This is a genomic window from Shinella zoogloeoides, assembly GCF_003574625.1.
In the GTDB taxonomy this organism is placed as follows: Bacteria; Pseudomonadota; Alphaproteobacteria; order Rhizobiales; family Rhizobiaceae; genus Shinella; species Shinella zoogloeoides_A.
Window position 1 is genome coordinate 36,007 of the sequence record NZ_QNUJ01000015.1, and the last position, 25,886, is coordinate 61,892.

Consider the following 25,886-nt stretch of genomic DNA (forward strand, 5'->3'; position numbering starts at 1 on the left):
GGCCCGGCGCGAGCCGGGCCTCCACCCTTCAGGAAAGCGCCATGTCCGGTTCCATCTCCCCGCTCGCCCCGAAAACCTATGCCGAAATGCCGCCGGTGCGCGGCGTGCGCATGGCGACCGCCGCCGCCGGGATCAAGTACAGGAACAGGACCGACGTGCTGATGATGGTCTTCGACCGTCCCGCCGCCGTCGCGGGCGTCTTCACCCGCTCCAAGTGCCCTTCGGCCCCGGTCGATTTCTGCCGCGCCAACCTTCCGGGCGGCGTCGCCCGCGCCGTGGTGGTCAATTCCGGCAATGCCAACGCCTTCACCGGCCGCAAGGGCCGCGAATCGACGAAGCTGACCGCCGAGGCCGCGGCCAAGGCCGTCGGCTGCGGCGAAGGTGAGGTCTTCCTCGCCTCGACCGGCGTGATCGGCGAACCGCTCGACGCCACAAAATTCTCCGGCGTGCTCGACGGCCTTGCCGCCTCCGGCACGGAGGATTTCTGGTTCGAGGCCGCCAAGGCGATCATGACGACCGACACCTATCCGAAGGTGGCGACGCGCACCGCCGAGCTCGGCGGCGTCACCGTCCGCATCAACGGCATCGCCAAGGGCGCCGGCATGATCGCACCCGACATGGCGACGATGCTCTCCTTCGTCGTGACCGATGCCGACATTCCCGCCGGCGTGCTGCAATCGCTGCTGTCGGCCGGCGTCGGTCCGACCTTCAATTCCGTCACCGTCGACAGCGACACCTCCACCTCGGATACGCTGATGCTGTTCGCCACCGGCGCTGCCGCCGCCGACGGCCAGAAGCCGGTCACGGCCGACAATGCATCCCTCGATGCCTTCCGCGCCGCCCTGGGCGATCTCCTGCGCGACCTTGCCCTTCAGGTCGTCCGCGACGGCGAAGGCGCGCGCAAGATGGTGGAGATCACCGTGGAAGGCGCCGAGAGCGACGAGGCGGCCAAGCGCATCGCGCTTTCCATCGCCAATTCCCCGCTGGTCAAGACCGCCGTCGCCGGCGAGGACGCCAATTGGGGCCGCGTCGTCATGGCCGTCGGCAAGTCCGGCGAGATGGCCGACCGCGACCGCCTCGCCATCTGGTTCGGCGACGTGCGCGTCGCCGTCGACGGCGAGCGCGACCCGTCCTATTCCGAAGCGGCCGCCACCGCCGTCATGAAGCGCGAGGATATTCCGGTGCGCGTCGAGATCGGCCTCGGCCAAGGCCGGGCGACGGTCTGGACCTGCGACCTCACCAAGGAATATGTCGAGATCAACGGCGACTACCGCAGCTAGGCAGTTCCGGAAAAGCGCGCAGCGGAATTGCGCCAGAATGGAGGCCCGGAGCGTGACCCCTTCCGGACAGAAGACGACGATGAGCGATCTCCCGAAAGTCCGGCGGCTGGAAGCCGTCGGCTTCCGCGCATGGCCCGCGGCCAGCGTGCAGTATGACGGAAGCTGGCTGTGCCGGCTGACGGCGGGCCATCCCTCGCGCCGGCTGAACTCGGTCAATCCGCTCGATCCCTCCGATACGCGCGACATCGAGATCCGTCTCGAAAAGGCGGCCAAGCGCTTTGCCGATTATGGCCGCCCCCTGCTGGTGCGCCAGACGCCCCTTACCCCCGAAAAGCTCGTCGCCTTCATGGACGAGGCCGGCTGGGCGAATGTCGGCCGGACCGTCGTCATGATGGTGGACCTTGCGGATCTGTCGCGCGACGAGGGCCTCGACCACCTGCCGAGCCGCGACGTCGGCCGCTTCGTCGATGCGCGCATCCGCGTCGCCGGCGACGATCCCGGCCTCAAGCCGGGTCTTACCGAGATCATCAACGCCATCAAGCCGGAGGCCGGCCTCTTCATCTTCGAGGAGCCCGATTTCGGCCCGACCGCCGTGACCATCGCCGTGCAGGACAACGACCTTGCCGGCATCCTCCAGCTCGGCGTTGCACAAGAGCGACGCGGCCGGGGTCTCGGCACGGCGATCCTGCATGCCAGCCTGCGCTGGGCCAAGCTCAAGGGCGCCCGCCACGCCTGGGTGCAGGTCGAGGCGGACAATGCCGCCGCGCTTGCGCTCTACCGCCGCGCCGGCTTCCGGGACGTCTACGAATACAGCTACCGGGGACCGAACGCGGCATGACCGAGACCATCGCCAAACAGCGCCGCATCCTCCTCGTCGCCGCCTGCGCGCTGGTCGATGCCGACGGCCGCATCCTTCTTGCCCAGCGCCCCGAGGGCAAGCAGCTCGCGGGCCTGTGGGAATTTCCGGGCGGCAAGGTCGAGCCCGGCGAAACGCCGGAGGAGACCCTGATCCGCGAGCTGGACGAGGAACTCGGCATCGCCACGAAGATCCCGTGCCTCGCGCCGCTGACCTTCGCCAGCCACACCTATGACGACTTCCACCTCCTGATGCCGCTCTATGTCTGCCGGCGCTTCGAGGGCACCGCGCGGGGCCGCGAGGGGCAGGCGATCAAGTGGGTGCGGCCGAAGGCGCTGCGCGATTATCCGATGCCGCCGGCCGACGAGCCGCTCATCCCCTTCCTGATGGACCTGCTCTGAGCCTCAAGGCAGGGAATAACCTCGCATTTTCCGGTCTGCGTTAAGCAATCATTTAGCACCCTCGTTCAAAGATTGGGCCTAAACGTTGCAATGAATGCTTACGAGACCCTGTGATGCGTGACGAAGACTTCTGGAAAGCCGTTCAGGAGAAGGATTTCACCCCGGCCGGCGACACCCGGACCGGTGCGCTGAACCTTGCCCTGTTGTTCGGTACGGCGGTGATCGCCCTTGCACTGGTCCTCACCCCGGTCCTGTCGGCCAAGACCGACAAACGCATAATGGCGAATGTGCCGGACGAGTTCGACATGATCTCCACGGGCTCCGTCCAGCCGGCGGAAACCGGCAAGCGCTACACGGTCCGCCGCAGCGTGCTGCAGGAAATGCCGGGCGCCGTCTGCATCGTCGACGGCCCGGGAGCGGGCAGCGGCTGCTGAACCGCGCGCGAAAGTCACGTGCCGCATGGCACACGGGAGAGGTGGAATGATTGCAGGACTAGTACGATCGTTCCTCTCCGACGAAAAAGGGGCGACCGCCGTGGAATACGGCCTCCTCGCCGCCCTCATCTCCGTTGGCCTTCTCGCGGGCCTGACGGCGTTCAGCGACAGCCTGAACAACACCTTCATGACGCTCAACGACAAGATCAAGTCGCCGAACTGACGGCTATTCCTGTCCGCCCTGCTTGAGCGCATCGGCAAGGCGCATCTTCGCCGAGCCGGGTTTCAGCGGCTTCTGCTGGCTTTCATGCGGCGCCCAGCCCGAGACATAGATGATCGAGAATGTCGCCCGGATGCGCCCGTCCGGATCGGAAAACCGTTCCGCATAGAGCTCCGCCGCCCGAAGCAGGATACCCCGCGTCAGCGGCCGCCGGCTGCGGCCGGTAAGCGGATTGGCCATGCCCATGGCGCGCAGGTCCTTCATCAGCGGGAAGATCGAATCGTAGCGGACCGTATAGCTCTCCTTGTCCGTCACCGGCAGGGCGAAGCCGCCGCGCTGGAGCAGCGCGCCGACATCGCGCACATCCGGGAAGGGAATGACCCGCGGGCTCGCCCCGCCCGCGATCTCGCTCTCGGCGGCGAGCAGCACCTCGCGCAGCTCCTGCAGCGTGCCGCTGCCCGGAATGGCCGCGAGGAACAGCCCGTCGGGCTTCAGCGCACGGCGGATCTGCACGAAGACGCCGGGCGTATCGTTGGTGAGATGCAGGGAAAGCGGCGAGACGATGAGGTTGACCGACTGCGGCTCCAGCGGCACCGTCTCGAGCGGCGAGACGACGACCGCCTCCCCTTGCCCGGCAAAGCGCCGGTCGCTCTCCACGCGCTCCAGCGCATCCACCTTGCCGGTCTCGACGATGGCCCGCGCCGCTGCCCCGGTATGGCCGTGCAGCTCGACGGCGCGCTCGAAGCGGCGATCGATGACACTGAGCCGTTCGGCAAGCTCCCGCGCCACCACGTTGAGGAGGAAGTCCGCCGGCTCGCCGCGCAGCGCCCGCAGGCGGTTGGCATCGATGAGGGCGTGGTCGAAGAGCGTTTCCATGAGAGAAGTCCCGTTCGGATTTCCTTCGCTTTGGCCGCGAACTGCGACTATTGTCAACCGCATGGGCGAAATCGAGGCGGATCCATTGCCGGCAGTCCCCTTCCGGCAGGCTGCCGCCCGCCGGTTTCTCGCCCTTGCCGGCGCCGCGCTCGACATCGTCTATCCGCCGGCCTGCGCGGGCTGCGGCGTGCTCCTCGGCAGCAAGGCGAGCCTGTGCCCGCATTGCTGGTTGAAGCTGGCGCTGATCGAGCGGCCCTATTGCGACGTGCTCGGCACGCCCTTCTCGCACGATCTCGGCCCCGGCATCCTCAGCGCCGACGCGATCGCCAATCCGCCGCCCTTCGACCGACTGCGCTCCGTCGCGCTTTATGACGATCTTGCCCGCATCCTCGTCCAGTCGCTGAAATACCGCGACCGCACCGATCTCGCGCCCATGATGGCCGGCTGGATGCTGCGCGCGGGCGATGGCAGCGTGCAGGCGGCGGATGTCATCCTGCCCGTGCCGCTGCATCGCTCCCGCCTCATCTGGCGCAAGTTCAACCAGGCGGCCGAGCTTGCCCGCGCCATCGGAAGGCTTGCTGGCAAGCCCGTGCTTGTCGACGCGCTCCGCCGCACGAAGCGCACGCGCCGGCAGGTGGGCCTTGGCCCGCGCGCCCGCGAGGAGAACGTGCGCGGCGCCTTCGCCATCACGACCGCCGGCCGGGAAACCCTGTTCGGCCGCCGCGTCGTCCTTGTCGACGATGTCTATACGACAGGGGCCACCGTCGCCGCCGTGACGCGCAGCCTGAAACGGGCTGGCGTCAGCGACGTGACCGTTTTGACCTTTGCAAGGGCGCTTCCCGGACCTATATGAAAGGCAGGTTTTTCAAGCATTGGAGCAGGAACGCATGGCTTCGGTCGTCATCTACACGCGTCAGTTCTGCGGCTATTGCAGCGCCGCAAAAAAACTCCTCGAGACGAAGGGCGTAGCCTATGAGGAGCATGACGCCACCCACGCGCCCGAGCTTCGCCAGGAGATGATCCAGCGCGCCGGCCGGAGCACCTTCCCGCAGATCTTCATCAACGATCGCCATGTCGGCGGCTGCGACGACCTGCATGCGCTGGAGCGCGCGGGCGAGCTCGACGCCCTGCTCGCCGCCTGAGGAGACCGCCCATGACCGTCACGATCGCCGCCGTCCAGATGTGCTCCGGGACCGATCCGGTCCGCAACGTGGAGACGATGCGGCGGCTCGTGCGCGAAGCGGCCGCCAAGGGCGCCACCTACGTCCAGACGCCGGAAATGACCGGCGCCCTGCAGAGGGACCGCGCCGGCCTCAAGGCCATCCTGCGGCAGGAGGAGGACGACCCCGTGGTCGCCGCAGCAGCAGCGCTTGCGGCCGAACTCGCCATCCACGTCCATGTCGGCTCCACCGCCATCGCGCTTGCCGACGGCAAGGTCGCCAATCGCGGCTTCCTCTTCGGTCCGGACGGCGCGCGCATCTGCACCTACGACAAGATCCACATGTTCGACGTCGACCTCGACAATGGCGAGAGCTGGCGCGAGAGCGCGGTCTATTCGCCGGGCGCGGTCGCGCGCCTTGCCGACCTTCCCTTCGGGCGGCTGGGCTTTGCCATCTGCTACGATGTGCGCTTCCCCGAGCTCTTCAAGGCCGAGGCGCAGGCCGGCGCGCAGATCATCTCCGTTCCCGCCGCCTTCACCCGCCAGACGGGCGAGGCGCATTGGGAAACGCTGCTGCGCGCCCGCGCCATCGAGAACGGCGTCTATATCGTCGCGGCCGCGCAGGCGGGCCTGCACGAGGACGGCCGCGAGACCTTCGGCCATTCGATGATCGTTGATCCCTGGGGCCGCGTGCTCGCCTCTGCCGGCGGCACTGGCGAGGCCGTGGTGCTGGCTGAGGTCGACACCGCCGCCGTGAAGGCCGCCCGCGACAAGATTCCCAACCTGCGCAACGGGCGCAGCTTCAGCCTGGAAGTGACGGGCGAAGAGCCCGGCGCGCCCGCGAAGGGAGGCGTTGCCGCTTGATCCGCTACGAACTCTCCTGCGACAACGGCCACGCCTTCGAAGGCTGGTTCGGCTCGGCGGACGATTTCGACCACCAGCAGAAGATGGCGCTCGTCTCCTGCCCGACCTGCGGCTCGACCCACGTCGCCAAGCGCCTGATGGCGCCTTCCGTGTCGACCGCCCGCAAGAAGCAGCAGCGCCAGGAGCTGGCGGTGCAGACCGGTCAGCGCGAGATGATGGCGAAGCTGCGCGAGATCGTCTCGACCATCCGCGCGAATTCCGAGGATGTCGGCGACCGCTTTCCCGAGGAAGCCCGCAAGATCCACTATGGCGAGACCGAGCAGCGCGGCCTGATCGGCCGGGCGACCGCGGACGAGGTACGCGACCTTCTTGAGGAAGGCGTCGAAGTCGCCCCCCTCCCCGTCCTGCCCGACGACACGAACTGACGCCGCCTCGCCCTGAATGCGAAGATCAGGCGGACGCGCGGCGCGCGACCAGCATGTAGTTCACGTCCATGTCCTTCGAGAGGTTCCACTGGTTGAGCAGCGGATTGAAGAACACGCCCGTGCGGTCCGTCACCGTCAGGCCGGATGCCGTGAGCGGCTTTTCGATCTCTTCCGGCCGCACCAGCTTCTCGTATTGATGGGTGCCGCGCGGTAGCCAGCGCAGCACGTTCTCCGCCGCGAAGATAGCCAGCGCCGCCGCCTTCAGCGTGCGGTTGATCGTGGCGACGAACATCATGCCGCCGGGCCGCACCATGGAGGCGCAGGTGCCGAGGAAGAAATCGACATCCGAGACGTGTTCGACCACTTCCATGTTGAGCACGACATCGAAGGTCTCGCCCGCTTCCGCCAGCGCCTCGGCCGTCACCGCGCGGTAATCGACCGGAACGCCGCTGCCGGCCGCATGGGCCTTGGCAATGCCGATATTCTTTTCCGACGCATCCGCACCGAGCACATCCGCCCCCATGCGCGCCATCGGCTCGGAGAGCAGGCCCCCGCCGCAGCCGATATCGAGGATGCGCAGACCTTCGAGCGGGCGATGGGACCGCGGATCGCGGCCGAACTGGGCGGAGACGAGATCGCGGACATAGGTAAGGCGAACGGGATTGAACTTGTGCAGCGGCCGGAACTTTCCGGTCGGGTCCCACCACTCGGCGGCCATGGCGGAAAAGCGGTCGACTTCCGCCTGGTCGATCGTCGTGCGGGCTGCCTCACTCATGGCTCGTCTCCTTCGCGTCTTCTCCCCCCGTGAAGTCGGCCTCAACGCGGCGGATGTCAAGAGGGCGAAGTGAAGCGCGGCCGCCCCTGCCCAGCGCGGCAACGGCTCTGGACCGCGCCCCGCCCGGGCGGCTATGACAGTCACCATGACCGCATCCGCCTCCTCCCCCCGCCAGCGTCTCACCCTTGCCGCCGACCGGCCGCTCATCTACGCCATCGGCGACGTGCACGGCTGCGATGCCACGCTGCTGACGCTGGAGGCGCGCATTCGGGAGGATGCGGCCGGCCATCCGGGCACGCAGCCGTTGATCATCTATCTCGGCGACTATGTGGACCGCGGCCCGGCCTCGAGCGCCGTCATCGAGCATCTCGCCGCGGAACGCCATGGCGACGGCATCGAGCGCATCGCGCTCTGCGGCAATCATGACGACACGTTCCTGAAATTCATCGCCGATCCGCCCCAACACCAGCGCTGGCTCGATTTCGGTGGCGATGCGACGCTACGCTCCTACGGGCTGGAACCTTCCGGCTATCTCGACCGCCCCGGCGGCCTGCAGGCCCTAGGCGCAGACCTTCGGGCACGCATACCCGCCCGCCATATCGCCTTCCTGCAAGGCCTGCCGATCGCCGCCCGCTGCGGCGACCGCCTCTTCGTGCATGCGGGCATCCTGCCCGGCGTGCCGCTGCGCCAGCAGGAAGACCACGACATGATGTGGATCCGCGAGCCCTTCCTCAGCGACGGACCGGGCCTGCCCGTCACCGTCATCCACGGTCACACGGCGGGGCCCGAGCCGGTCTTCCGCCCGGGCCGCATCTGCATCGACACGACCTGCTACGCCACCGGCCGCCTGACGGCCCTGAAGGTCACACCCGACGGCGAGACGCTTCTCTAGCCGCGGCCGAACTCGTCCTCGATGCGGATGATGTCATCCTCGCCGAGATAGGAGCCGGTCTGGACCTCGATGAGCTCCAGCAGGATCTTGCCCGGATTGGCGAGCCGGTGCATCTCGCCCTGCGGGATATAGACCGACTCGTTCTCGCGCAGCGGGATCGTCCTGTCGCCGATCGTCACCTCGGCGGTGCCGCGCACGACGATCCAGTGCTCCGAGCGGTGATGGTGCTTTTGCAGCGACAGCCGCTTGCCGGGCGTCACGAACAGGCGCTTGACCTGGAAGCGCTCGCCGTTCAGCACCGACGTATAGCCGCCCCAGGGGCGATAGGACGTCGGATGCGTCTCCGTCAGCTTGGCCGTCTTCGGCAGCGCCGCGAGATGTTTCACCAGCCTGCCGACATTCTGGCTGTCCTCCAGCCGCCCGACATAGACGGCATCCTCGCTGGCGACGACCGCGACATTTTCCAGCCCCTGCACGGCGACATGGATATCGCGGGAAATCACCAGCGAATTGCGCGTGTCGAGAACCGTCGTGCTGCCGTCGGCGACATTGCCCGCCTCGTCCCGCTGGCCGGTCTTCCACACGGAATCCCAACTCCCGAGATCGGACCAGGAGATGGGCGAAGGCACGACCGCGGCGATCGGCGTCTTCTCGAAGATAGCGTAGTCGACGGAAATATCCGGCGCGCGGGCGAAGGCCTCGGCATCCAGCCGCTCGAAATCGAGGTCGTGCTGCGCCTTGGCGACCGCTTCGCTCGCCGCATTCAGCACCTCGGGCGCATATTGCTGCAGCTCGCGCAGGAAATGGCCGACCGGTAGCATGAACATCCCGGAATTCCACAGATAGCCGCCCGTCGCCAGCATGGCGGCGGCGTTGTCGTGGTCCGGCTTCTCGACGAAGCGGCGCACCGCATGGGCGCCGTTGCCGAGCTCCTCGCCGATCTCGATATAGCCGTAGCCGGTCGCCGGCTCCTTGGGCGTGATGCCGAAGGTCACGAGGCGTCCGGTGCGGGCGGCGGCGGCCGCCTTGGCGATGCAGTCGAAATAGGTCGCATCGGCGTCGATCTCATGGTCGGAGGCGAGCACCTGCATGATCGCGTCACTGCCATGGACACGGGCGATCAGCGTCGCGGCGGCTGCGAGCGCGGGCGCTGTGTTGCGCGCCACTGGCTCAAGAAGGATGGAGGTCAGCGCCATGTCGACCGCCCGCGCCTGCTCGGCGACAAGGAAACGGAAATCGCTGTTGGTGACAATAACCGGCGGCTCGTAAAGCGCCTTGTCGGAAACCCGCGCCAGCGACTTCTGGAAGAGCGTCGTTTCCCCGAGGAATTCGAGGAACTGCTTGGGCGCCGAAGCGCGCGACAGGGGCCAGAGGCGGGTGCCTTTTCCGCCGGCCATGATGACGGGTACGATCTTGCTGCTCATCCATTCCATCCTGACATCCAGCCGCCATCGCGGCGACCGCATCTCGCGCCAATCTCCTCTCGTCCCGTAAAGAAACAGGAAATCGCGCCGCGGTTGTCAGAATGAAGGGTGAGCCATTCTCGCGGAAAGGTAAAGGAGTCCTTCCGCCCGAAACAAGGCAACAAAAAACCCGCCGGAGCGGGTTCGATGTGTTTCATGCGGCCGGCATCAGACCGGCATCACGATGCCCTGGAGCGTCGTCAGCTCAGCGAGATAGGTCTCGATGCCGAACTTCTGGTCGTCCGTCTTCACGTGGTCGAGCTCCTTGCGGACAGCCTCGATGCGGCGCGTGATGTCGTCGTTGTTGAATTCGTCGACATGGACCGCCGATTCGGCGAGCAGCGTGCAGCCGGTCGGAATGATGTCGGCGAAACCGCCGAAGACCACGTAGCGGTCCTTCTTGCCGTCGGCCGTCTTCACGGTGACGATGCCCGGCTTGATCGTCGTCATGGTCGGCGCATGGTTGGCCATGACGGTCATCTCGCCCTCGGTCGCCGGGATGACGACTTCGCTGACGCTGCCGGAAACCAGCAGGCGCTCGGGGGAAACGAGTTCAAAGTTGAAACTGTCAGCCATGACCATTCACTTCTTCTGATTTCATACGGCCGGGAAGAGAAGGGCGCCCGGTGCGGGCGCCCGACAATCATCAAGCAGCTTCGGCAGCCAGCTTCTTGGCCTTCTCGATGGCTTCTTCCATGGAGCCGACCATGTAGAAGGCAGCTTCCGGAAGATGGTCGTACTCGCCGTTGACGAGACCCTTGAAGCCCTTGATCGTGTCTTCGAGAGCGACGAGCTTGCCCGGCGAACCGGTGAAGACTTCGGCGACGAAGAACGGCTGGGACAGGAAGCGCTCGATCTTGCGGGCGCGGGCAACGGCCAGCTTGTCGTCTTCCGACAGTTCGTCCATGCCCAAGATCGCGATGATGTCCTGGAGAGCCTTGTAGCGCTGCAGGGTCGTCTGGACCTTACGGGCGACTTCGTAGTGCTCTTCACCGACAACCATCGGGTCGAGCATGCGCGACGTGGAGTCGAGCGGGTCAACGGCCGGGTAGATGCCCTTTTCGGCGATCGAGCGCGACAGAACGGTCGTGGCGTCGAGGTGGGCGAACGAGGTTGCCGGCGCGGGGTCGGTCAAGTCGTCGGCGGGAACGTAGATGGCCTGAACCGAGGTGATCGAGCCCTTGGTCGTGGTGGTGATGCGTTCCTGCATCTGGCCCATGTCCGTGGCGAGCGTCGGCTGATAGCCCACGGCCGACGGGATACGGCCGAGCAGAGCCGACACTTCCGAACCTGCCTGCGTGAAGCGGAAGATGTTGTCAACGAAGAACAGAACGTCCTGGCCCTTGTCGCGGAAGTCTTCAGCGATCGTCAGACCCGTCAGGGCGACGCGAGCGCGGGCGCCCGGCGGTTCGTTCATCTGACCGTAAACGAGGGCGGCCTTGGAGCCTTCGCCGCCGCCGTGCTTGTTCACGCCCGATTCGATCATCTCGTGGTAGAGGTCGTTGCCTTCGCGGGTGCGTTCACCCACGCCTGCGAACACCGAGTAACCACCGTGCGCCTTGGCGACGTTGTTGATCAGTTCCATGATGAGAACGGTCTTGCCGACGCCTGCGCCGCCGAAGAGGCCGATCTTGCCGCCCTTTGCGTAGGGCGCGAGAAGGTCGACGACCTTGATGCCGGTGACGAGGATCTGCGCTTCCGTCGACTGCTCGACATAGGCCGGAGCGTCCTGGTGGATGGCGCGCTTGGCCTTGGTGACGAGCGGACCGGCTTCGTCGACCGGCTCGCCGATGACGTTCATGATGCGGCCGAGGGTCTCGTCGCCGACCGGAACGGAGATCGGAGCGCCCGTGTCGGTGACCGGCTGACCGCGGACGAGACCTTCGGTCGAGTCCATGGCGATCGTGCGGACGGTGTTCTCGCCGAGGTGCTGGGCGACTTCGAGAACGAGGCGGTTGCCGTTGTTGTCGGTTTCCAGCGCGTTCAGGATGAGCGGCAGAGCGCCGTCGAAGGCGACGTCAACGACGGCGCCGATAACCTGGGTAACGCGGCCGGTTGCGCCGGCTGCGACCGGAGCCGAAGCCTTGGTCGCAGCGGTCTTCGCGGCCGGTGCCTTTGCCTTGGCGGCAGTGGCCGAAGCCTTGGTTGCCGCTGCGGCCGGAGCCGCCGCCGTTACCGTCTTGCTCGCAGCCGGCTTCTTCGCCGCTGCGGTGTCCTTCGGGGTAGCTGCCTTAGCCATATCTCTTACCCTCTTTGTCCTGGTCCTTAGAGCGCTTCGGCGCCCGAGATGATTTCGATGAGTTCCTTGGTGATCTGAGCCTGGCGCTGACGGTTGTAGTTGAGCGTCAGCTTGTTGATCATCTCACCAGCATTGCGGGTCGCGTTGTCCATGGCGCTCATCTTGGCGCCCATTTCGCCGGCGACGTTCTCGAGCAGCGCCCGGAAGATCTGCACCGAAATGTTGCGCGGGATGAGGTCGCCGAGGATCGCGCCGGCATCCGGCTCGTAGTCGTAGATCGCCGTTGCGCCGGTCGTCTCGGCAGCTGCCGCCGGAGCGGAGGCCGGGATGAGCTGGAGCGTGGTCGGGATCTGCGCGATGACCGACTTGAACTCGGAATAGAACAGCGTGCAGACGTCGAATTCGCCCTGTTCGAAGAGACCGATGACCTTGCGGCCGATCTCGTCGGCATTGGTGAAGCCGATGCGCTTGACTTCGCGAAGGTCGACGCGGTCGATGATCAGCGAAGCGAATTCGCGACGCAGGATATCGAAGCCCTTCTTGCCCACGCAGATGATCTTGACCGTCTTGCCGCTCGCCAGAAGCCTGCGGGTATGGTCACGCGCCAGACGCGCGATCTGCGAGTTGAAGCCACCGCACAGGCCGCGTTCGGCCGTGCAGACGACGAGCAGGTGGACATCGTCCTTGCCCGTGCCGGTCATCAGGCGCGGCGCCGAATCGTCCTGGCCGACAGCCTGGGCGATATTGGCGAGAACGGCGCTCATGCGCTGCGAATAGGGCCGGGCGGCCTCGGCCGCTTCCTGGGCACGCCGAAGCTTCGCCGCGGCGACCATTTTCATCGCCTTGGTGATCTTCTGCGTCGCCTTGACGGAGGCGATCCGGTTTTTCAGATCCTTAAGTGAAGGCATCCGTTTTCCGTCCTGTAACACGATCCGGAGGGATCATGCGTCAAATCCAAAGTTCGGGGCGCCTGCGCGCCGGTGAGCGCGCAGGGCTAGAACCGTCAGCTCAGCCGAAGGTCTTGGCGAAGGCGTCGAGAGCAGCCTTGAGCTTGCCCTTCGTGTCGTCGCTGATGGCCTTGTCCGTGCGGATTGTGTCGAGGATAGCCTTGCCCTCGGAACGCATGTAGCCGAGCAGGCCCTGCTCGAACTTGCCGACCTGTGCGACCGGAAGCTTGTCGAGGTAGCCATTGACGCCGGCGAAGATCACGACGACCTGCTCTTCCGTCTTCAGCGGCGAGAACTGCGGCTGCTTCAGGAGTTCGGTCAGGCGTGCACCGCGGTTGAGCAGGCGCTGCGTCGCGGCGTCGAGGTCCGAGCCGAACTGGGCGAAGGCTGCCATTTCGCGATACTGGGCAAGCTCGCCCTTGATCGAGCCGGCGACCTGCTTCATCGCCTTGATCTGTGCGGACGAGCCCACGCGGGAAACCGACAGACCGACGTTAACGGCCGGGCGGATACCCTGGTAGAACAGGTCCGTTTCAAGGAAGATCTGGCCGTCGGTGATCGAGATCACGTTGGTCGGGATGAACGCCGAAACGTCGTTACCCTGGGTTTCGATGACCGGCAGAGCCGTCAGCGAGCCAGCGCCCATGTCGTCGTTGAGCTTTGCAGCGCGCTCGAGGAGACGCGAATGCAGGTAGAAGACGTCGCCCGGGTAAGCTTCGCGGCCCGGCGGGCGGCGCAGCAGCAGCGACATCTGGCGATAGGAAACGGCCTGCTTGGAAAGGTCGTCGTAGCCGATGAGGGCGTGCTTGCCGTTGTCACGGAAGTATTCGCCCATCGCGCAGCCGGCGAACGGTGCGAGGTACTGCATCGGCGCCGGGTCGGACGCGGTTGCAGCAACGATGATCGAGTACTGGAGAGCGCCGCGCTCTTCGAGAACCTTCACGAACTGGGCGACGGTCGAACGCTTCTGGCCGATGGCGACGTAGACGCAGTACAGCTTGTCGCCGTCCGGGCCGTTGTCGTGGATGGCCTTCTGGTTCAGGATCGTGTCCAGAATGATGGCGGTCTTGCCGGTCTGGCGGTCGCCGATGACGAGCTCGCGCTGGCCGCGGCCGACCGGGATCAGGGCGTCGATGGCCTTGAGGCCGGTCGACATCGGCTCATGAACCGACTTGCGCGGAATGATGCCCGGAGCCTTGACGTCGACGCGTGCGCGCTGCTTGGCATTGATCGGGCCCTTGCCGTCGATCGGATTGCCGAGCGCGTCGACGACGCGGCCGAGCAGTTCCGGACCGACCGGAACGTCAACGATGGCGCCCGTACGCTTGACGGTGTCGCCTTCCTTGATGTCACGGTCCGAACCGAAGATAACGACACCGACGTTGTCGCTTTCCAGGTTCAGCGCCATGCCGCGGATGCCGCCGGGGAACTCCACCATTTCACCGGCCTGGACATTGTCGAGGCCGTAAACGCGGGCGATACCGTCACCGACGGAAAGCACCTGGCCGACTTCCGAGACTTCCGCCTCTTTGCCGAAGTTTTTGATCTGATCTTTGAGAATTGCGGAAATTTCCGCGGCGCGGATATCCATCAGCCGACCTCTTTCAGTGCAAGCTTAAGAGTAGAGAGTTTGGTGCGAAGGGACGTGTCGATCTGGCGCGATCCCACCTTGACGATCAGACCACCGAGAATGGACGGATCCACGGTGACGGCAACCGCCACGTCTTTGCCGGTGACGCCTTTCAGCGCCGCCTTCAATTCGTTTTCCTGCGCTGCGGTCAGCGCATGGGCCGAGGTGACGTCGGCCGTGATTTCGCCGCGGGCGCGGGCCGCGATGACGCGGTACGCCTTGATCATGCCGGGAACGGCAAAAAGACGACGATTGGACGCAACCACCTTGAGGAAGTTTGCCACGAGGCCCGTGATGCCGGCCTTGGCGGCGACGGCGGCAATGGCCTTGGTCTGATCTTCGGCGGAGAAGACAGGGCTGGCGATCAGCCGCTTCAGGTCGTCGCTTTCGTCGATCAGCGCCTGGAAACGGGCGAGATCGGCACCGACACTGTCAGCCGAACCGGCTTCCTGAGCGAGGTCGAAAAGCGAAGACGCGTATCTTTCTGCAACACCGGAAACAAGCTGGGATGTGTCTGCCACGGGCACAAGCTTCTCTTCTTATCATCCAGAGCGCTGGGCAGTAGCGAAGCTACGGTCCTAACCATCTGAAATCGTTGCGGTAATCTTCAGTTCCCACAGGCTCGGGCGCCCGCTTTTTCTGAATTTCGCGGTTCGTCTAGCATACGAAACCGGGACTCGCAACACGCCGGACGCAGGAATGCGCCATAAGTCGGCCACAGTCGGGGCAAAAGTTGACTGCGCGTGGTCTATTTACACGTCTGCGGGCCTTCGCGGCCCGGTTTTCCGGTCAGATGAAGCCGAAGGCGTAGCCGAGCGGCAGGGCGGCGAGCACCGCCTGCACGAGGAGCGCGAGAAGGTTCTTCAGCGAGAAGGAACGGTCCGACATCAGGGAGAGGATGCGACCGAAGGCGGCCAGCGCGAAACCGCCACCGATGGCCATGTAGATCCAGCTCTGCGCCATCATCAGCGCCACGATTGCAAGCCCCGCATGAAAACCGCCGGCCGAACGGGCGAAGGCATAGGCCTCACGGCTGCCCTCCTTCGGCTGGAGCCCGGCGAACTTGAGCGCCATGCCGGGCGCGAAGAGCACGAAGAGGCCGAAAAGCCCCGTGACGATGGCCGCCAGGAACGCCAGGAGCTCGCCGGTCTCGGTGGGGATGTAGAATTCCATCTGGCGTCTCTCCCGTCGGTTGCTGCGGCCTTCTATCGCACAGGCGCCCGGCGCGCAGAAGCGCACGGGGCCAATTCGCACAACTCTTTGTTAACCTTGCGCCTCACAGGAAGCTCTGCGGGTCGATATCGAGCTGGACCTGGAGCGAGGCGCGCTCCTTGGGCCCGTTCGCCAGCATGGCGCGCAGGAAGGTCTGCATATCGCTGCCCCGCCGGCCGTGCACCAGCAGGCGGAACCGATGGCGGCCCCGCACCAGCGCCAGCGGCGCCTCCGCCGGACCGAGGATCGAAATGCCGTCGACATGGGGCGCGGCCTGTCGCAGCCCCCGCGCATGCGCCTCCGCCTCGCCGCGGCTGTCGGCCGAGACGATGACCGAGGCGAGCCGCCCGAACGGCGGTAGCAACGCCTTTTCTCGCTCGCCGATCTCGCGGTCGTAGAAGGCCTGTGCATCGCCCGAAACGATCGCCTGCATGACGGGATGGGCCGGCTGGTAGGTCTGGATGAGGCCGTGGCTCTTGAGGCCCGAGCGCCCGGCGCGGCCGGTCACCTGCGAGAGAAGCTGGAACGTCCGTTCCGCCGCGCGCGGATCGCCGTTGGAAAGGCCGAGATCCGCATCCACCACCCCGACCAGCGACATCAGCGGGAAATTGTGCCCCTTGGCGACGAGCTGCGTGCCGATGACGATATCCGCCTCGCCCCGCGCAATGGCCTCCAGCTCCAGCCTGAGGCGCTTGACGCCCATGAGGTCGGAGGAGAGCACGATGGTCCGCGCCTCCGGGAAATGCCGCTCCACCTCCTCCGCGATGCGCTCCACCCCCGGCCCGCAGGCCGCCAGATGATCGAAGGTGCCGCATTCCGGGCAGGCCTCGGGCGTGCGCTCGGCATAGCCGCAATGGTGGCACTGGATCTGCCCACGGAACCGGTGCTCCACCAGCCAGCTCGAGCATTGCGGGCACTGGAAGCGATGGCCGCAGACACGGCAGAGCGTCAGCGGCGCATAGCCGCGACGGTTGAGGAAGAGCAGTGCCTGCTCCTCCTTCTCGATTGTGCGGGCGATACCGCGCAGGAGGATCGGCGAGAGGAAGCCGCCGCGCGCCGGCGGATGGCGGCGCATGTCGATGAGGTGCAGGTCCGGCAGCGCCGCATCGCCGTAGCGCGTCGGCAGGTGCAGCTTGCGGTAGCGCCCGACCTCGCTGTTGACCCGGCTTTCGACCGACGGCGTCGCCGAGACGAGCACGGCCGGGAAATCGCCGATGCGCGCCCGCACCACCGCCATGTCGCGGGCATTGTAGAAGACGCGGTCTTCCTGCTTGTAGGCCGGGTCGTGCTCCTCGTCGACGATGACGAGGCCGAGATTCTCGAAAGGCAGGAACAGCGCCGAGCGCGCGCCGGCCACCACCCGCACATCCCCCGTCGTCACCTGCCGCCAGACCTTTTCGCGGATGCGCGGGGCAAGATCGGAATGCCACTCCGCCGGCTTGGCCCCAAAGCGGTCGTGGAAGCGCTCGAGAAAACTCGCCGTCAGCGCGATTTCCGGCAAGAGGATGAGCACCTGCCGGCCCTGCCGCAACGTCTCGGCGATCGCCTCGAAATAGACCTCCGTCTTGCCCGAGCCGGTGATGCCGTCGATCAGCGAGACGGAAAAGCCGCCCTTGCGCACGCTCTCGACCAGATCGGCCGCGCTCTCCGTCTGCGGCCCTTCGAGCCGCGGGGCGACATAATCGGGATCGGGCGCGGCCACCACCGGCGGCGGCGGCAGGAACACGGTCTCGAAACTGCCCTGCTTCACCAGCCCGTCGATGACGCTCGTCGAGGTGCCGGAGGCATGGGCAAGGCCCGACCGGGTCCACGGGATGCCGTCCTCGACCATTTCCAATACGCGCTCGCGCGCGCTCGTCAGCCGCTCCGGCCGGTGGCCGGTGAAGCGCAGGCCCTCGATCATCGGCTCCGGATCGAAGGCCGCCGGCGCGCGCAGCGCCATGCGGGCGACGAGGCCCGGCGGCGTCACCGTATAGGCGGAGACCCAGTCGAGGAAATCGCGCATCTCTTTCGAAAGCGGCGGGCAGTCGAAGACCTTCTCGATGGGCCGCAGCTTCTTCGGATCGACCCTGCCGTCATCCCCGCCGTCCCAGACGACGCCGGCGACAAGGCGCGGGCCGAGCGGCACCTGCACGATGGAGCCCGGCTCCACCGCCATGCCCTCCGGCACCGTATAGGAATAGGCGACGGCCGTCGGCACCGGCACAAGGACGGGCACGGTGCGTGGAAAAAGCCTTTCCCCGAAGAGGTTGGTCGAATCGCTGCTCATTTCCCGCGAAGATGCCCCCGCCGTCGCGCAAAGAGAACCGCAAAGATCGCCGCGCCGCTCATTCGTCCTCGTCCATTTCGCCGGTAAGCCGCATGCCGTCGATCCAGGTGGCCCCGTCGTTGCGCACGACGCGCTTCGCTCGCACCCCGCAGCGCGCCTCCACCTCCTGCGCCAGCCGTTCGGAATGGGTGACGATCCAGATCTGGCTCGTCTCCGCCGCCCGCGCGATCATGCCGGCGAGCGGCGGCAGCATGTCGGGATGAAGGCTCGCCTCCGGCTCGTTGAGCGCGATCAGCGGCGGCGTGCGGTAGGAGAGCAGCGCCGCGGCGAGCGAAAGGAAGCGGATCTGCCCGTCGGAGAGTTCGCGCGGCTGGAAGACGCGCTGCGGAAACTGCGGGAAGACCAGCCCGAAGGATGCGAATTCCTCCGGCTCCGGCACGGAAAGCTTCGCCCCGCCGAAGGCCTCCGCGACGGCGCGGTCGAGATCGACCGTATCCTCCCGCGTCCACACGAGCGTCGCGAAGACCGCCGCCATGTTGGCGCCGTCCTCGTCGAGCAGCGGCGCGGTGACGGCAAGGCAGGGCTGGCGCAGCGCCGAGCCGCGATCCGAGCGGAAGCCGTGGAAGAAGCGCCATTGCGACACCGCGCGGCGGAAGGTTCCGATCTCGGGATAGTGCCCGGCATCGCCGAGAAGGGCGATCGCGGTTTCCGAGGTCAGCGCCTGCTCGGGATGCTCGACCATGCGCCCGGTCTCGTCCCGGACCATGATCCCCGGCCCCGCGCGCTTCATCACCGTCACCGGCCGGCGGCCGGTTTCAATGGAAAGCTCCTCGGCCTTCACCTGCGGCTCGAAGGCGAAACCCGCCGACGCCTTCGGCGGGCGCAACCCCGCCTCGACGCGGTAGCGGAAGGTGATCGCCCGGTCCTCGTCGAGCAGTTCCGTCTCCAGCCGGATGCGCACCGGCTCGTTGGCCCGCCGCCTGCCGGTCCACAGCGCCGAAGCCATGCCGCCCTCCGCCGCGATCTCGTGGGCGAAGGTGCCGCGCACCGCGGCCTGCACCAGTTGCAGCGAGCGATAGAGGTTCGATTTGCCGGCCCCATTCTCGCCGACGAACAGGTTCACCCGCCCGAGATCCATGCGGATCGAGCGGAGCGACCTGTAGTTTTCGGCGGACATGGAACGAAGCAGCATGCGCTTACCCGGATGCGGAAGAAAGCTCTCTCTCTATACGAGCCACCATGTCTAGAGGAAGGCGGCCATGCTTGCCCAGCCCCGGCGCGGAACGTTAGCAATTCCTTAGCCATGCATCGCCCATCCTGTCCCGAACGCCAGAAGGCTATCGCACGTGCAAGGAGGGCGTCTCTCCATCCCCCTCATCCGACCCTTCGGGCCACCTCTCCCCGAGGGGAGAAGGAGAGGGCGGAAACCTCGAATTTCCTATGCGATAGCCTTGCAAATGCCGGAGGCAGGACATGACCGAACTTCTCATCATCGCCGATCCGGCGCTCATGGCCGAGCGGCAAGGCTGGCTTGCGGCGCTTGCCGGCGAGCGCCGGCTTTCCGACAACACGCTGGAAGCCTATGAGCGCGACACGCGCCAGTTCCTCGCCTTCCTCACCGAACATATCGCCGCCCCTGCCAGCCTCAAGGACATCGAGGCCCTGCGCCCGGCGGACCTGCGCGGCTTCCTCGCTGCCCGTCGCCGCGACGGCGCCGGCGCGCGCACGCTCGGCCGCGGCCTTGCGGGCCTGCGCTCCTTCCTGCGCCATCTCGAGCGCAAGGGCCTTGCCAATGCCGCGGGCGCGACCGCGGTGCGCTCGCCCAGGCAGCCGAAATCCCTGCCCAAGCCGCTGTCGGACCGGCAGGCCATCGCCGTCGTCGATGCCCATGAACAACTGGCCGAGGAACCCTGGATCCGCGTGCGCAATGCGGCGGTCCTGGCCCTCCTCTACGGCTGCGGCCTGCGCATCTCCGAGGCGCTGTCGCTGACCCCCGCCGATTTTGCCGGCAGCCCCGCATCGCTGCGCATCACCGGCAAGGGCGGCAAGACACGCATCGTGCCGCTGATTACGCCGGCCCGCACGGGCGTCGAGGACTATATCAAGCTCTGCCCCTACCCGCTCGGCGAAGACAGACCGCTCTTCCGCGGCGCGCGTGGCGGCCCCCTGCAGCCCGCCATCATCCAGCGCGAGATGCAGAAGCTGCGCGGCGCGCTCGGCCTGCCGGACAGCGCGACGCCCCATGCGCTGCGCCATTCCTTCGCCACCCATCTGCTCGCCGGCGGCGGGGATCTGCGCACCATCCAGGAACTGCTCGGCCACGCCAGCCTTTCCACCACGCAGGTTTATACCGGCGTCGATTCGGCGCGCCTGCTCGAAATCTACGACCGTGCCCATCCCCGCGCCTGATCCGTTAAGGGATTGTGAGGAGGAGGACGGCTAGGGTCCGGCGAAATTCGGAGCGTTCGACCATGACAGTCCTTCTTCACAAAACCCGACTGGCGCTCGCCGACCGGGCCGCCGATGCGGGCCTCTGGCTGCTCGCCGCCATCAACGTCCTCCTCGCCCTGTCCTTCCTCCTCGTGCTGGCGACCCTTTCCCCGGCGCATGCGCAGGAGCCGCCGGCCTGCGGCGGCGAGAACCTGCTGGTCCAGTACGAGAAGGACGATCCCGCCGGCTATGCGAAGCTGCGCGCCGAGGCCGACGCGCTGCCCAACGGCAAGGGCATCTTCTGGAAGATCGAGAGGGATGGCCGCCCCGCCTCCTGGCTGCTCGGCACCATGCATGTGACGGACCCGCGCGTGCTCGCCATGCCGGAGGCCGCCCGCACCGCCTATGCCGCGGCTTCGACAGTCATCGTCGAATCGGACGAGATCGCCGACGAGAAGAAGGCCGGCGCGACGATCATGGCCCGCCCGGACCTCACCATGTTCGCGGACGGCAAGTCCATCACCGACTTCATCGACAAGGCCGAAGCGGAAAGGCTGGCGGAGGGCCTGAAGAGCCGCGGCCTGTCGCTTGCCGCCGTCAGCCGCATGAAGCCGTGGATGATCGCCAGCTTCGTCGCGCTGCCGGCCTGCGAGATCGCCCGCAAGACGGCCGGCGCCGCCTTCCTCGACCAGCGCCTCGCCAAGGATGCGCTTGCCGAAGGCAAGACGCTGAAGGGCCTCGAAACGCTCATCGAGCAGATTTCCGCCCTCGATTCCCTGCCGGTCGAGCCGCAGATCCAGGGCCTCGTGCAGGCGGTCGAACTCGGCGACAAGCTGACGGACGTCATCGAGACGATGAGCCAGCTCTATCTTGCCGGCGACACCGGCATGATCATGCCGATGATGCGCGCCGCCGCGCCCGAGACGACCGAGGACGCGAAGGCCTATGCGGATTTCGAGCAGCGCATCATCGTCGACCGCAACCATGTGATGGCGACACGCGCCGCGCCGATCCTTGCGGAAGGCAATGTCTTCATGGCCGTCGGCGCGCTGCATCTGGCAGGCCCGGAAGGCGTCGTCGAACTGCTGCGCAAGGAAGGTTTTTCGGTCACCGCGGTGAAGTGAGGACCCGCTCGCCGATGCCCGACAGCATCCTGCGCACGATCAGCTTGTGGAACGGCATGACCGCCGCGAGATAGAGCCGGCCGATCAGGTTGTTGCGATGGACCAGTGTCATCACGGAAAGGGTCTGGCCGCTCGGCCGGTCCTGCAACACGTCGATGACGATGCGGAAATCGAGATGCCGGTCGTCGAAGCCGAGGACGACCCGGCCGTCGCTGGCGCTGACCACCGGGAAACCGCCGATCTCCGTCTCCGACGTCGCCACCCTTTCCGCCGCCCCCTTGAGGCCGAAGGGCGCCACCAGCGCGTTGCGCAGCACCATGAGCCTGCGCACCCAGCCCGGCGGATGCTCCAGCGCCAGCCGCGCCGCCTCCCGCGCCGTCAGCCCCTCGACCGCAAGGCCGAGCGTGAAGCGATCCGCCCAGTCGGCGGCGGGAAGAATGGGATGGGGCAGCGAGACGGGTCTCGACACGGGCGACATGCAGGCCTCCTTGAGTGCCTGCATGCTGCGCCTGTTCGAACGGGCAGGACAGGCGGCCGGTTGTCGCAGCCGCCTGTCGCCATCACATATGGATCGGCTTGGCGAAGGTCGCGAGCGCGGCTTCCTTGACGGCTTCCGACATGGTCGGATGCGCGTGGCAGGTGCGGCCGAGGTCCTCGGAGGAACCGCCGAATTCCATGAGGACGGCCGCCTCGTGGATCATCTCGCCGGCGCCGAAGCCGACGATGTGGACGCCGAGCACGCGGTCCGTCTCCTTGTCGGCGAGCACCTTCACGAAGCCGTCCGTCGCCAGCATGGCGCGGGCGCGGCCGTTGGCGGTGAAGGGGAACTTGCCAACCTTGTAGGCGACGCCTGCAGCCTTCAGCTCCTCTTCCGTCTTGCCGACGGAGGCGACTTCCGGCTGGGTGTAGACGACGCCGGGGATGACGTCGTAGTTCACATGGCCGGCCTGGCCAGCGAGGATCTCAGCGACGGCGACGCCCTCGTCCTCCGCCTTGTGTGCGAGCATCGGGCCGCGAACGACATCACCGATGGCGTAGATGCCGGGAACGTTGGTCTGGAAGTGCTTGTCGATCTCGACACGGCCGCGGCTGTCGAGCGTGACGCCGGCTTCCGCAAGGCCGAGGCCTTCCGTGTAGGGCTTGCGGCCCGTCGCGATCAGCACGACGTCGGCGTCAATGGTGGTGGCATCGCCTCCCTTGACGGGCTCGAAGGTCACCTTCGCGCCAGAGCCGGACTTCGTAACGCCCGTCACCTTGGCGCCGAGCTTGAAGTCCATGCCCTGCTTGGCGAGCATGCGCTGGAACTGCTTGGAGACCTCGCCGTCCATGCCGCCGAGGATGGCGTCGAGATATTCGACGACCGTGACCTTGGCGCCGAGGCGGGCCCAGACAGAGCCGAGCTCGAGGCCGATGACGCCGCCACCGACGACCACCAGATGGCCCGGCACCTTGTCGAGCGCGATGCCGCCCGTCGAGGAGACGATGACCTTCTCGTCGATTTCGACCGGAACGCCCGGAATACCGGCGACGTCCGACCCCGTGGCGATCACGATATTCTTCGTCTCCAGGACCTGTTCCTCGCCCTTGTCACTGGTGACGGAGACCTTGCCCGCGCCGAGCACCTTGCCGGTGCCCTGGATGCCGTCGATCTTGTTCTTCTTGAAGAGGAAGGCGACGCCGTCGACATTCGACTTCACCGTCGCATCCTTGTGCGCCATCATCTTCGACAGGTTCAGCGTGGGCTTCACGCCCTCGATGCCGAGCGCCTCCATGCCGTGGGCGGCGTGGCTGTAGGTCTCGGAGGCGTGCAGCAGCGCCTTGGAGGGGATGCAGCCAATATTGAGGCAGGTGCCGCCATAGGTCGCGCGCTTCTCGACGACCGCGACCTTCAGGCCGAGCTGGGCCGCCTTGATGGCTGAGACATAGCCGCCGGGGCCGGAACCGATAACGATGAGATCATATGCCATGGCAAGTCCTTCCTGCGCGGGGCCTAGCGGCCGCCGCTGACGTTGAGGGCGGCACCCGTCACATAGGATGCCGCGTCGGAGAGAAGATAGAGAATGGAGTGGGCGACTTCGTCGGCCGTGCCCGGCCGCTGCATCGGGATGAGCGAGGCCATGTCGCGAGCACGATCCGGCAGGCCGCCGGAGGCGTGGATCTCGGTGTCGATGATGCCGGGGCGCACGAGATTGACCCGGATGCCCTCGGCCGCGACCTCGCGGGCAAGGCCGATGGTGAAGCTTTCGATGGCGCCCTTGCTGGCGGCGTAGTCGACATATTGCCCCGCCCCGCCGAGCTGCGCGGCGACCGACGAGACATTGACGATGGAACCGCCCTCTCCGCCACGGCGGGTCGACATGCGGCGCACGGCTTCCTGCGCGCAGCGGATCGAGCCCATGACGTTGACCGCGAACATGCGCTCCAGCCGCTCGGCGGACATCTCGTCGACGCGCTGCGGCGTGGCGACGATGCCCGCATTGTTCACGAGGCCGTCCAGCCGGCCGAAGGTGCCGTCGATGGTCGAGAAGATATTGGCAAGGCCAAGCTCGCTGCCGACATCGCCCTGAACGGGGATTGCCGAGCCGCCGGCATCGCGGATCTCCGCCACCACCGCCTCGGCCGCCGCGACATTGGAGACATAGTTCACCGCGACCTGCCAGCCGGCAGCGCCCGCCATGCGGCAGACGCTTGCGCCGATACCGCGGCTGCCGCCGGTGACGAGAAGAACGGGCGCCTCGCTCATGCCTTGCATCCCTTCCGCTTGAAGACGTCCCACGGCACGGCGCTCGCCTTGCCCTCGTCCCAGAGTTTCGAATAGCGCAGCGAGGCGCCGAAGCCGGAAAGAAGAAGTGTTTCGGCCGCCGGCCTGCCCTCTTCCGGCAGGAGCGCGGCATCGCCGCCGGCAAGGGCGTAGATCACGCCTTCCCAGACGGTGCAGGCGGCGATCTCCTCACCCGTGGAATCGCCCTCGGGGCAATCGTGCATGGCCATGCCGTTCGAGCGCGCCGGATCGCCCGGCATGACCATGCCGTCGAGCACCGTATCGCTGGCCAGGACCTTCAGCTTGAAGTGATGCGTGGTCACCGCGGCGTCGGAGCCGACGGGTTCGAAGGCGAGCTCATAGCCCCCGTCGCGATCCGCATAGATCGCATGCTCCTGCCGGCATTCCGCTGCGGAGGCGGCGGTCGCGGCGAGCAATCCGGCAAGGACGAGGGCGGCGCGCATTCGTCAGTGGGCCTTTTCCGTGGCGAGCTTGATGCCGAGCGCGATGAAGACGAGGCCGCTCGTGCGGTCGATCCACTGGCTCATGCGCGAGAAGGCGGCCTGCATCTTCGGTGTCGTCATGAACAGCGAGACGCCGACGAACCAGGCGATGAGGCAGGTCGCCATGACGAGGCCGTAGCCGAACTTGACGGCGATCGGCGTATGGGCGCCGACGACCGTCGAGAAGATCGACAGGAAGAAGAAGACGGCCTTGGGATTGAGCGCATTGGCAAGGAAGCCGAGGCCGAAGGCGCGCAGCGCCGTCTGCCGGCCCCTGTCCTCCTCACCGCCCATCGCCTCGACGGAAAGATCAGCCTTGCCGGCGCGCAGCGCCTTGATGCCGATATAGACGAGATAGGCGACGCCGCACCACTTCACGATGTTGAAGAGGTAGATCGACTGCGAGATGATGAGGCCGAGCCCGAGGATCGTATAGGTGACATGCAGCATCAGCGCCGCGCCGATGCCGAAGGACGTGACGATTGCCGCGCGCCGTCCCTGCACGATGGACTGGCGCATGACCATGGCAAGGTCCGCGCCGGGAGAGACGATGGCAAAGGCGAAGATCGCCATCAGGGAAGCTAGTTCGAAGAGATAGGGATGCATCGCATCTGCTCCGTTTCAGGCGCAAGCCGCCGTCAAGAGACCAGCGCCGCGAACATCGCGGCAAGGCCAAGCATCGAGCCGACCCATGCCAGCGAGCGGACATAGGGCACGCCAGCCAGATAGAGCGGAATGTAGACGATACGGCAGGCAAACCACAACCAGGCGCCGCCAATGCCCCAGCCTGAGGCATCGCCCCTCAGCGCGAGGGCCAGCGCCAGCGCGATGAAGGCCGGATAGGTCTCGCGGAAATTGCCGGATGCCCGCGCGGCGCGGCCGGCGATCTTGCCGGAAGGCTTGAAGTCCACGTCGCGCGGCCCGGGATTCCACGATGCGCCCATCGTCCTTGCGGCTTCCGCGCTCATCGTGAAGGCCTGCAGCATGACATGGACAGCGAGGAGAACGGCGCTCCAGCCGACCATCGGCAGGAAAGGCGATGCGGAAAGGGAGGACAGGTCCATGGCAATTGCGCTTCCTGGCTTCTGGCTCGGTCGAAGCCGCCCCTGCTACGGGGCGGCTTCGG

Annotated in this window: 29 protein-coding genes; 12 read left to right on the forward strand and 17 right to left on the reverse strand. The window is 66.5% G+C overall.

All coding sequences use genetic code 11. From position 1 onward, the window contains the following. Window positions 1-41 precede the first annotated feature (41 nt). The 5 genes from argJ (at window position 42) to DSD28_RS24060 (ending at window position 3,194) form a co-directional block, all read left to right on the forward strand. Window positions 42-1,280 carry a bifunctional glutamate N-acetyltransferase/amino-acid acetyltransferase ArgJ gene (gene argJ, locus DSD28_RS24040; RefSeq protein WP_119258964.1) on the forward strand — a complete coding sequence of 413 codons (1,239 nt, stop codon included), beginning with the start codon at window positions 42-44 and terminating at the stop codon, window positions 1,278-1,280. Between the two features lie 79 nt (window positions 1,281-1,359). Then, window positions 1,360-2,118 (forward strand): GNAT family N-acetyltransferase, encoded by a 759-nt coding sequence (locus tag DSD28_RS24045; protein ID WP_119259042.1) that lies wholly within the window; start codon window positions 1,360-1,362, stop codon window positions 2,116-2,118. Continuing rightward, the gene (locus tag DSD28_RS24050) at window positions 2,115-2,537 is read left to right on the forward strand and encodes a (deoxy)nucleoside triphosphate pyrophosphohydrolase (protein ID WP_119258965.1); all 423 of its coding nucleotides are present in this window, start codon (window positions 2,115-2,117) and stop codon (window positions 2,535-2,537) included. Before DSD28_RS24045 ends, DSD28_RS24050 begins: the two co-directional genes overlap by 4 nt. 113 nt (window positions 2,538-2,650) lie before the next feature. Then, window positions 2,651-2,971: a hypothetical protein gene (locus tag DSD28_RS24055; protein WP_119258966.1), complete on the forward strand. Its 321-nt coding sequence runs from the start codon at window positions 2,651-2,653 to the stop codon at window positions 2,969-2,971. A 46-nt stretch (window positions 2,972-3,017) separates the two neighbouring features. After that, window positions 3,018-3,194 carry a Flp family type IVb pilin gene (locus DSD28_RS24060; protein WP_119258967.1) on the forward strand — a complete coding sequence of 59 codons (177 nt, stop codon included), beginning with the start codon at window positions 3,018-3,020 and terminating at the stop codon, window positions 3,192-3,194. A gap of 3 nt (window positions 3,195-3,197) precedes the next feature. Here DSD28_RS24060 and DSD28_RS24065 read toward each other — a convergent pair whose 3' ends face one another. Next, window positions 3,198-4,067 (reverse strand): methyltransferase domain-containing protein, encoded by an 870-nt coding sequence (locus DSD28_RS24065; RefSeq protein WP_119258968.1) that lies wholly within the window; start codon window positions 4,065-4,067, stop codon window positions 3,198-3,200. Window positions 4,068-4,128: 61 nt separating this feature from the next. Between DSD28_RS24065 and DSD28_RS24070 the strand changes: the two genes are divergently transcribed. From DSD28_RS24070 to DSD28_RS24085, 4 genes are read left to right on the forward strand one after another with little or no spacing between them, the layout of a single operon-like run. Further along, window positions 4,129-4,920, forward strand: coding sequence for a ComF family protein (locus tag DSD28_RS24070; protein ID WP_119258969.1), 792 nt, complete (start codon window positions 4,129-4,131; stop codon window positions 4,918-4,920). Between the two features lie 34 nt (window positions 4,921-4,954). Continuing rightward, complete coding sequence (gene grxC / locus DSD28_RS24075) at window positions 4,955-5,209, forward strand: glutaredoxin 3 (RefSeq protein ID WP_119259043.1); 255 nt, start codon at window positions 4,955-4,957, stop codon at window positions 5,207-5,209. An 11-nt stretch (window positions 5,210-5,220) separates the two neighbouring features. Beyond that, complete coding sequence (locus DSD28_RS24080; protein WP_119258970.1) at window positions 5,221-6,090, forward strand: carbon-nitrogen hydrolase family protein; 870 nt, start codon at window positions 5,221-5,223, stop codon at window positions 6,088-6,090. Beyond that, on the forward strand, window positions 6,087-6,515 hold the full coding sequence (locus tag DSD28_RS24085; protein WP_119258971.1) for a DUF1178 family protein: 429 nt from the start codon (window positions 6,087-6,089) through the stop codon (window positions 6,513-6,515). Before DSD28_RS24080 ends, DSD28_RS24085 begins: the two co-directional genes overlap by 4 nt. 25 nt (window positions 6,516-6,540) lie before the next feature. Here the strand turns inward: DSD28_RS24085 and ubiG are convergent, their stop codons facing one another. Next, window positions 6,541-7,290: a bifunctional 2-polyprenyl-6-hydroxyphenol methylase/3-demethylubiquinol 3-O-methyltransferase UbiG gene (gene ubiG / locus DSD28_RS24090; protein ID WP_119258972.1), complete on the reverse strand. Its 750-nt coding sequence runs from the start codon at window positions 7,288-7,290 to the stop codon at window positions 6,541-6,543. A gap of 145 nt (window positions 7,291-7,435) precedes the next feature. Here ubiG and DSD28_RS24095 point away from each other — a divergent pair, with 145 nt between their 5' ends. Further along, window positions 7,436-8,182 carry a metallophosphoesterase family protein gene (locus DSD28_RS24095; RefSeq protein ID WP_119258973.1) on the forward strand — a complete coding sequence of 249 codons (747 nt, stop codon included), beginning with the start codon at window positions 7,436-7,438 and terminating at the stop codon, window positions 8,180-8,182. Here DSD28_RS24095 and DSD28_RS24100 read toward each other — a convergent pair. The 9 genes from DSD28_RS24100 to DSD28_RS24140 form a co-directional block, all read right to left on the reverse strand. Next, complete coding sequence (locus tag DSD28_RS24100) at window positions 8,179-9,606, reverse strand: mannose-1-phosphate guanylyltransferase/mannose-6-phosphate isomerase (protein WP_119259044.1); 1,428 nt, start codon at window positions 9,604-9,606, stop codon at window positions 8,179-8,181. The two genes, DSD28_RS24095 and DSD28_RS24100, sit on opposite strands and share 4 nt — an antisense overlap. Window positions 9,607-9,813: 207 nt before the next feature. Then, window positions 9,814-10,221 (reverse strand): F0F1 ATP synthase subunit epsilon, encoded by a 408-nt coding sequence (locus DSD28_RS24105; RefSeq protein WP_119259045.1) that lies wholly within the window; start codon window positions 10,219-10,221, stop codon window positions 9,814-9,816. Window positions 10,222-10,291: 70 nt separating this feature from the next. After that, window positions 10,292-11,884 carry a F0F1 ATP synthase subunit beta gene (atpD, locus tag DSD28_RS24110; protein WP_119258974.1) on the reverse strand — a complete coding sequence of 531 codons (1,593 nt, stop codon included), beginning with the start codon at window positions 11,882-11,884 and terminating at the stop codon, window positions 10,292-10,294. Window positions 11,885-11,910: 26 nt separating this feature from the next. After that, window positions 11,911-12,792: a F0F1 ATP synthase subunit gamma gene (locus DSD28_RS24115; protein ID WP_119258975.1), complete on the reverse strand. Its 882-nt coding sequence runs from the start codon at window positions 12,790-12,792 to the stop codon at window positions 11,911-11,913. A gap of 100 nt (window positions 12,793-12,892) precedes the next feature. Next, window positions 12,893-14,422: a F0F1 ATP synthase subunit alpha gene (gene atpA, locus DSD28_RS24120; protein WP_119258976.1), complete on the reverse strand. Its 1,530-nt coding sequence runs from the start codon at window positions 14,420-14,422 to the stop codon at window positions 12,893-12,895. Further along, a complete protein-coding gene (locus DSD28_RS24125) occupies window positions 14,422-14,988 on the reverse strand; it encodes a F0F1 ATP synthase subunit delta (protein ID WP_119258977.1) in 567 nt (188 codons plus the stop codon). The genes atpA and DSD28_RS24125 overlap by 1 nt, the downstream gene beginning before the upstream one ends. Before the next feature lie 262 nt (window positions 14,989-15,250). Then, complete coding sequence (locus tag DSD28_RS24130) at window positions 15,251-15,634, reverse strand: DUF4345 domain-containing protein (RefSeq protein WP_119258978.1); 384 nt, start codon at window positions 15,632-15,634, stop codon at window positions 15,251-15,253. A gap of 103 nt (window positions 15,635-15,737) precedes the next feature. Further along, on the reverse strand, window positions 15,738-17,942 hold the full coding sequence (locus DSD28_RS24135; protein ID WP_119258979.1) for a primosomal protein N': 2,205 nt from the start codon (window positions 17,940-17,942) through the stop codon (window positions 15,738-15,740). 58 nt (window positions 17,943-18,000) lie between these two features. Beyond that, window positions 18,001-19,134 (reverse strand): AAA family ATPase, encoded by a 1,134-nt coding sequence (locus tag DSD28_RS24140; protein WP_119258980.1) that lies wholly within the window; start codon window positions 19,132-19,134, stop codon window positions 18,001-18,003. Between the two features lie 281 nt (window positions 19,135-19,415). Between DSD28_RS24140 and DSD28_RS24145 the strand changes: the two genes are divergently transcribed. Both DSD28_RS24145 and DSD28_RS24150 read left to right on the forward strand, forming a co-directional pair. Then, window positions 19,416-20,351, forward strand: coding sequence for a tyrosine recombinase XerC (locus DSD28_RS24145; protein ID WP_119258981.1), 936 nt, complete (start codon window positions 19,416-19,418; stop codon window positions 20,349-20,351). Window positions 20,352-20,413: 62 nt separating this feature from the next. Next, window positions 20,414-21,496, forward strand: coding sequence for a TraB/GumN family protein (locus DSD28_RS24150; RefSeq protein ID WP_119258982.1), 1,083 nt, complete (start codon window positions 20,414-20,416; stop codon window positions 21,494-21,496). Here the strand turns inward: DSD28_RS24150 and DSD28_RS24155 are convergent. The 6 genes from DSD28_RS24155 to DSD28_RS24180 form a co-directional block, all read right to left on the reverse strand. Continuing rightward, window positions 21,480-21,974, reverse strand: a complete 495-nt coding sequence (locus DSD28_RS24155) for a DUF2867 domain-containing protein (RefSeq protein ID WP_119259046.1) — start codon at window positions 21,972-21,974, stop codon at window positions 21,480-21,482. The genes DSD28_RS24150 and DSD28_RS24155 overlap by 17 nt on opposite strands. Before the next feature lie 82 nt (window positions 21,975-22,056). Further along, entirely contained in the window at window positions 22,057-23,463 is a 1,407-nt protein-coding gene (gene lpdA / locus DSD28_RS24160) for a dihydrolipoyl dehydrogenase (protein ID WP_119258983.1), read from the reverse strand. A gap of 23 nt (window positions 23,464-23,486) precedes the next feature. Beyond that, on the reverse strand, window positions 23,487-24,239 hold the full coding sequence (locus tag DSD28_RS24165; RefSeq protein ID WP_119258984.1) for an SDR family oxidoreductase: 753 nt from the start codon (window positions 24,237-24,239) through the stop codon (window positions 23,487-23,489). Continuing rightward, entirely contained in the window at window positions 24,236-24,721 is a 486-nt protein-coding gene (locus DSD28_RS24170) for a hypothetical protein (protein WP_119258985.1), read from the reverse strand. Before DSD28_RS24170 ends, DSD28_RS24165 begins: the two co-directional genes overlap by 4 nt. 3 nt (window positions 24,722-24,724) lie before the next feature. Then, on the reverse strand, window positions 24,725-25,366 hold the full coding sequence (locus DSD28_RS24175; RefSeq protein ID WP_119258986.1) for a LysE family translocator: 642 nt from the start codon (window positions 25,364-25,366) through the stop codon (window positions 24,725-24,727). Window positions 25,367-25,398: 32 nt separating this feature from the next. Continuing rightward, window positions 25,399-25,824, reverse strand: a complete 426-nt coding sequence (locus tag DSD28_RS24180; RefSeq protein ID WP_119258987.1) for an MAPEG family protein — start codon at window positions 25,822-25,824, stop codon at window positions 25,399-25,401. Between the last annotated feature and the right edge of the window lie 62 nt (window positions 25,825-25,886).

Coding starts and splice junctions, on each gene's coding strand:
- argJ (WP_119258964.1), top strand. CDS start 42: ATGTCCGGTTCCATCTCCCCGCTCGCCCCGAAAACCTATGCCGAAATG.
- DSD28_RS24045 (WP_119259042.1), top strand. CDS start 1,360: ATGAGCGATCTCCCGAAAGTCCGGCGGCTGGAAGCCGTCGGCTTCCGC.
- DSD28_RS24050 (WP_119258965.1), top strand. CDS start 2,115: ATGACCGAGACCATCGCCAAACAGCGCCGCATCCTCCTCGTCGCCGCC.
- DSD28_RS24055 (WP_119258966.1), top strand. CDS start 2,651: ATGCGTGACGAAGACTTCTGGAAAGCCGTTCAGGAGAAGGATTTCACC.
- DSD28_RS24060 (WP_119258967.1), top strand. CDS start 3,018: ATGATTGCAGGACTAGTACGATCGTTCCTCTCCGACGAAAAAGGGGCG.
- DSD28_RS24065 (WP_119258968.1), bottom strand. CDS start 4,067: ATGGAAACGCTCTTCGACCACGCCCTCATCGATGCCAACCGCCTGCGG.
- DSD28_RS24070 (WP_119258969.1), top strand. CDS start 4,129: ATGGGCGAAATCGAGGCGGATCCATTGCCGGCAGTCCCCTTCCGGCAG.
- grxC (WP_119259043.1), top strand. CDS start 4,955: ATGGCTTCGGTCGTCATCTACACGCGTCAGTTCTGCGGCTATTGCAGC.
- DSD28_RS24080 (WP_119258970.1), top strand. CDS start 5,221: ATGACCGTCACGATCGCCGCCGTCCAGATGTGCTCCGGGACCGATCCG.
- ubiG (WP_119258972.1), bottom strand. CDS start 7,290: ATGAGTGAGGCAGCCCGCACGACGATCGACCAGGCGGAAGTCGACCGC.
- DSD28_RS24095 (WP_119258973.1), top strand. CDS start 7,436: ATGACCGCATCCGCCTCCTCCCCCCGCCAGCGTCTCACCCTTGCCGCC.
- DSD28_RS24100 (WP_119259044.1), bottom strand. CDS start 9,606: ATGAGCAGCAAGATCGTACCCGTCATCATGGCCGGCGGAAAAGGCACC.
- DSD28_RS24105 (WP_119259045.1), bottom strand. CDS start 10,221: ATGGCTGACAGTTTCAACTTTGAACTCGTTTCCCCCGAGCGCCTGCTG.
- atpD (WP_119258974.1), bottom strand. CDS start 11,884: ATGGCTAAGGCAGCTACCCCGAAGGACACCGCAGCGGCGAAGAAGCCG.
- DSD28_RS24115 (WP_119258975.1), bottom strand. CDS start 12,792: ATGCCTTCACTTAAGGATCTGAAAAACCGGATCGCCTCCGTCAAGGCG.
- atpA (WP_119258976.1), bottom strand. CDS start 14,422: ATGGATATCCGCGCCGCGGAAATTTCCGCAATTCTCAAAGATCAGATC.
- DSD28_RS24130 (WP_119258978.1), bottom strand. CDS start 15,634: ATGGAATTCTACATCCCCACCGAGACCGGCGAGCTCCTGGCGTTCCTG.
- DSD28_RS24135 (WP_119258979.1), bottom strand. CDS start 17,942: ATGAGCAGCGATTCGACCAACCTCTTCGGGGAAAGGCTTTTTCCACGC.
- DSD28_RS24140 (WP_119258980.1), bottom strand. CDS start 19,134: ATGCTGCTTCGTTCCATGTCCGCCGAAAACTACAGGTCGCTCCGCTCG.
- DSD28_RS24145 (WP_119258981.1), top strand. CDS start 19,416: ATGACCGAACTTCTCATCATCGCCGATCCGGCGCTCATGGCCGAGCGG.
- DSD28_RS24150 (WP_119258982.1), top strand. CDS start 20,414: ATGACAGTCCTTCTTCACAAAACCCGACTGGCGCTCGCCGACCGGGCC.
- DSD28_RS24155 (WP_119259046.1), bottom strand. CDS start 21,974: ATGTCGCCCGTGTCGAGACCCGTCTCGCTGCCCCATCCCATTCTTCCC.
- lpdA (WP_119258983.1), bottom strand. CDS start 23,463: ATGGCATATGATCTCATCGTTATCGGTTCCGGCCCCGGCGGCTATGTC.
- DSD28_RS24165 (WP_119258984.1), bottom strand. CDS start 24,239: ATGAGCGAGGCGCCCGTTCTTCTCGTCACCGGCGGCAGCCGCGGTATC.
- DSD28_RS24170 (WP_119258985.1), bottom strand. CDS start 24,721: ATGCGCGCCGCCCTCGTCCTTGCCGGATTGCTCGCCGCGACCGCCGCC.
- DSD28_RS24175 (WP_119258986.1), bottom strand. CDS start 25,366: ATGCATCCCTATCTCTTCGAACTAGCTTCCCTGATGGCGATCTTCGCC.
- DSD28_RS24180 (WP_119258987.1), bottom strand. CDS start 25,824: ATGGACCTGTCCTCCCTTTCCGCATCGCCTTTCCTGCCGATGGTCGGC.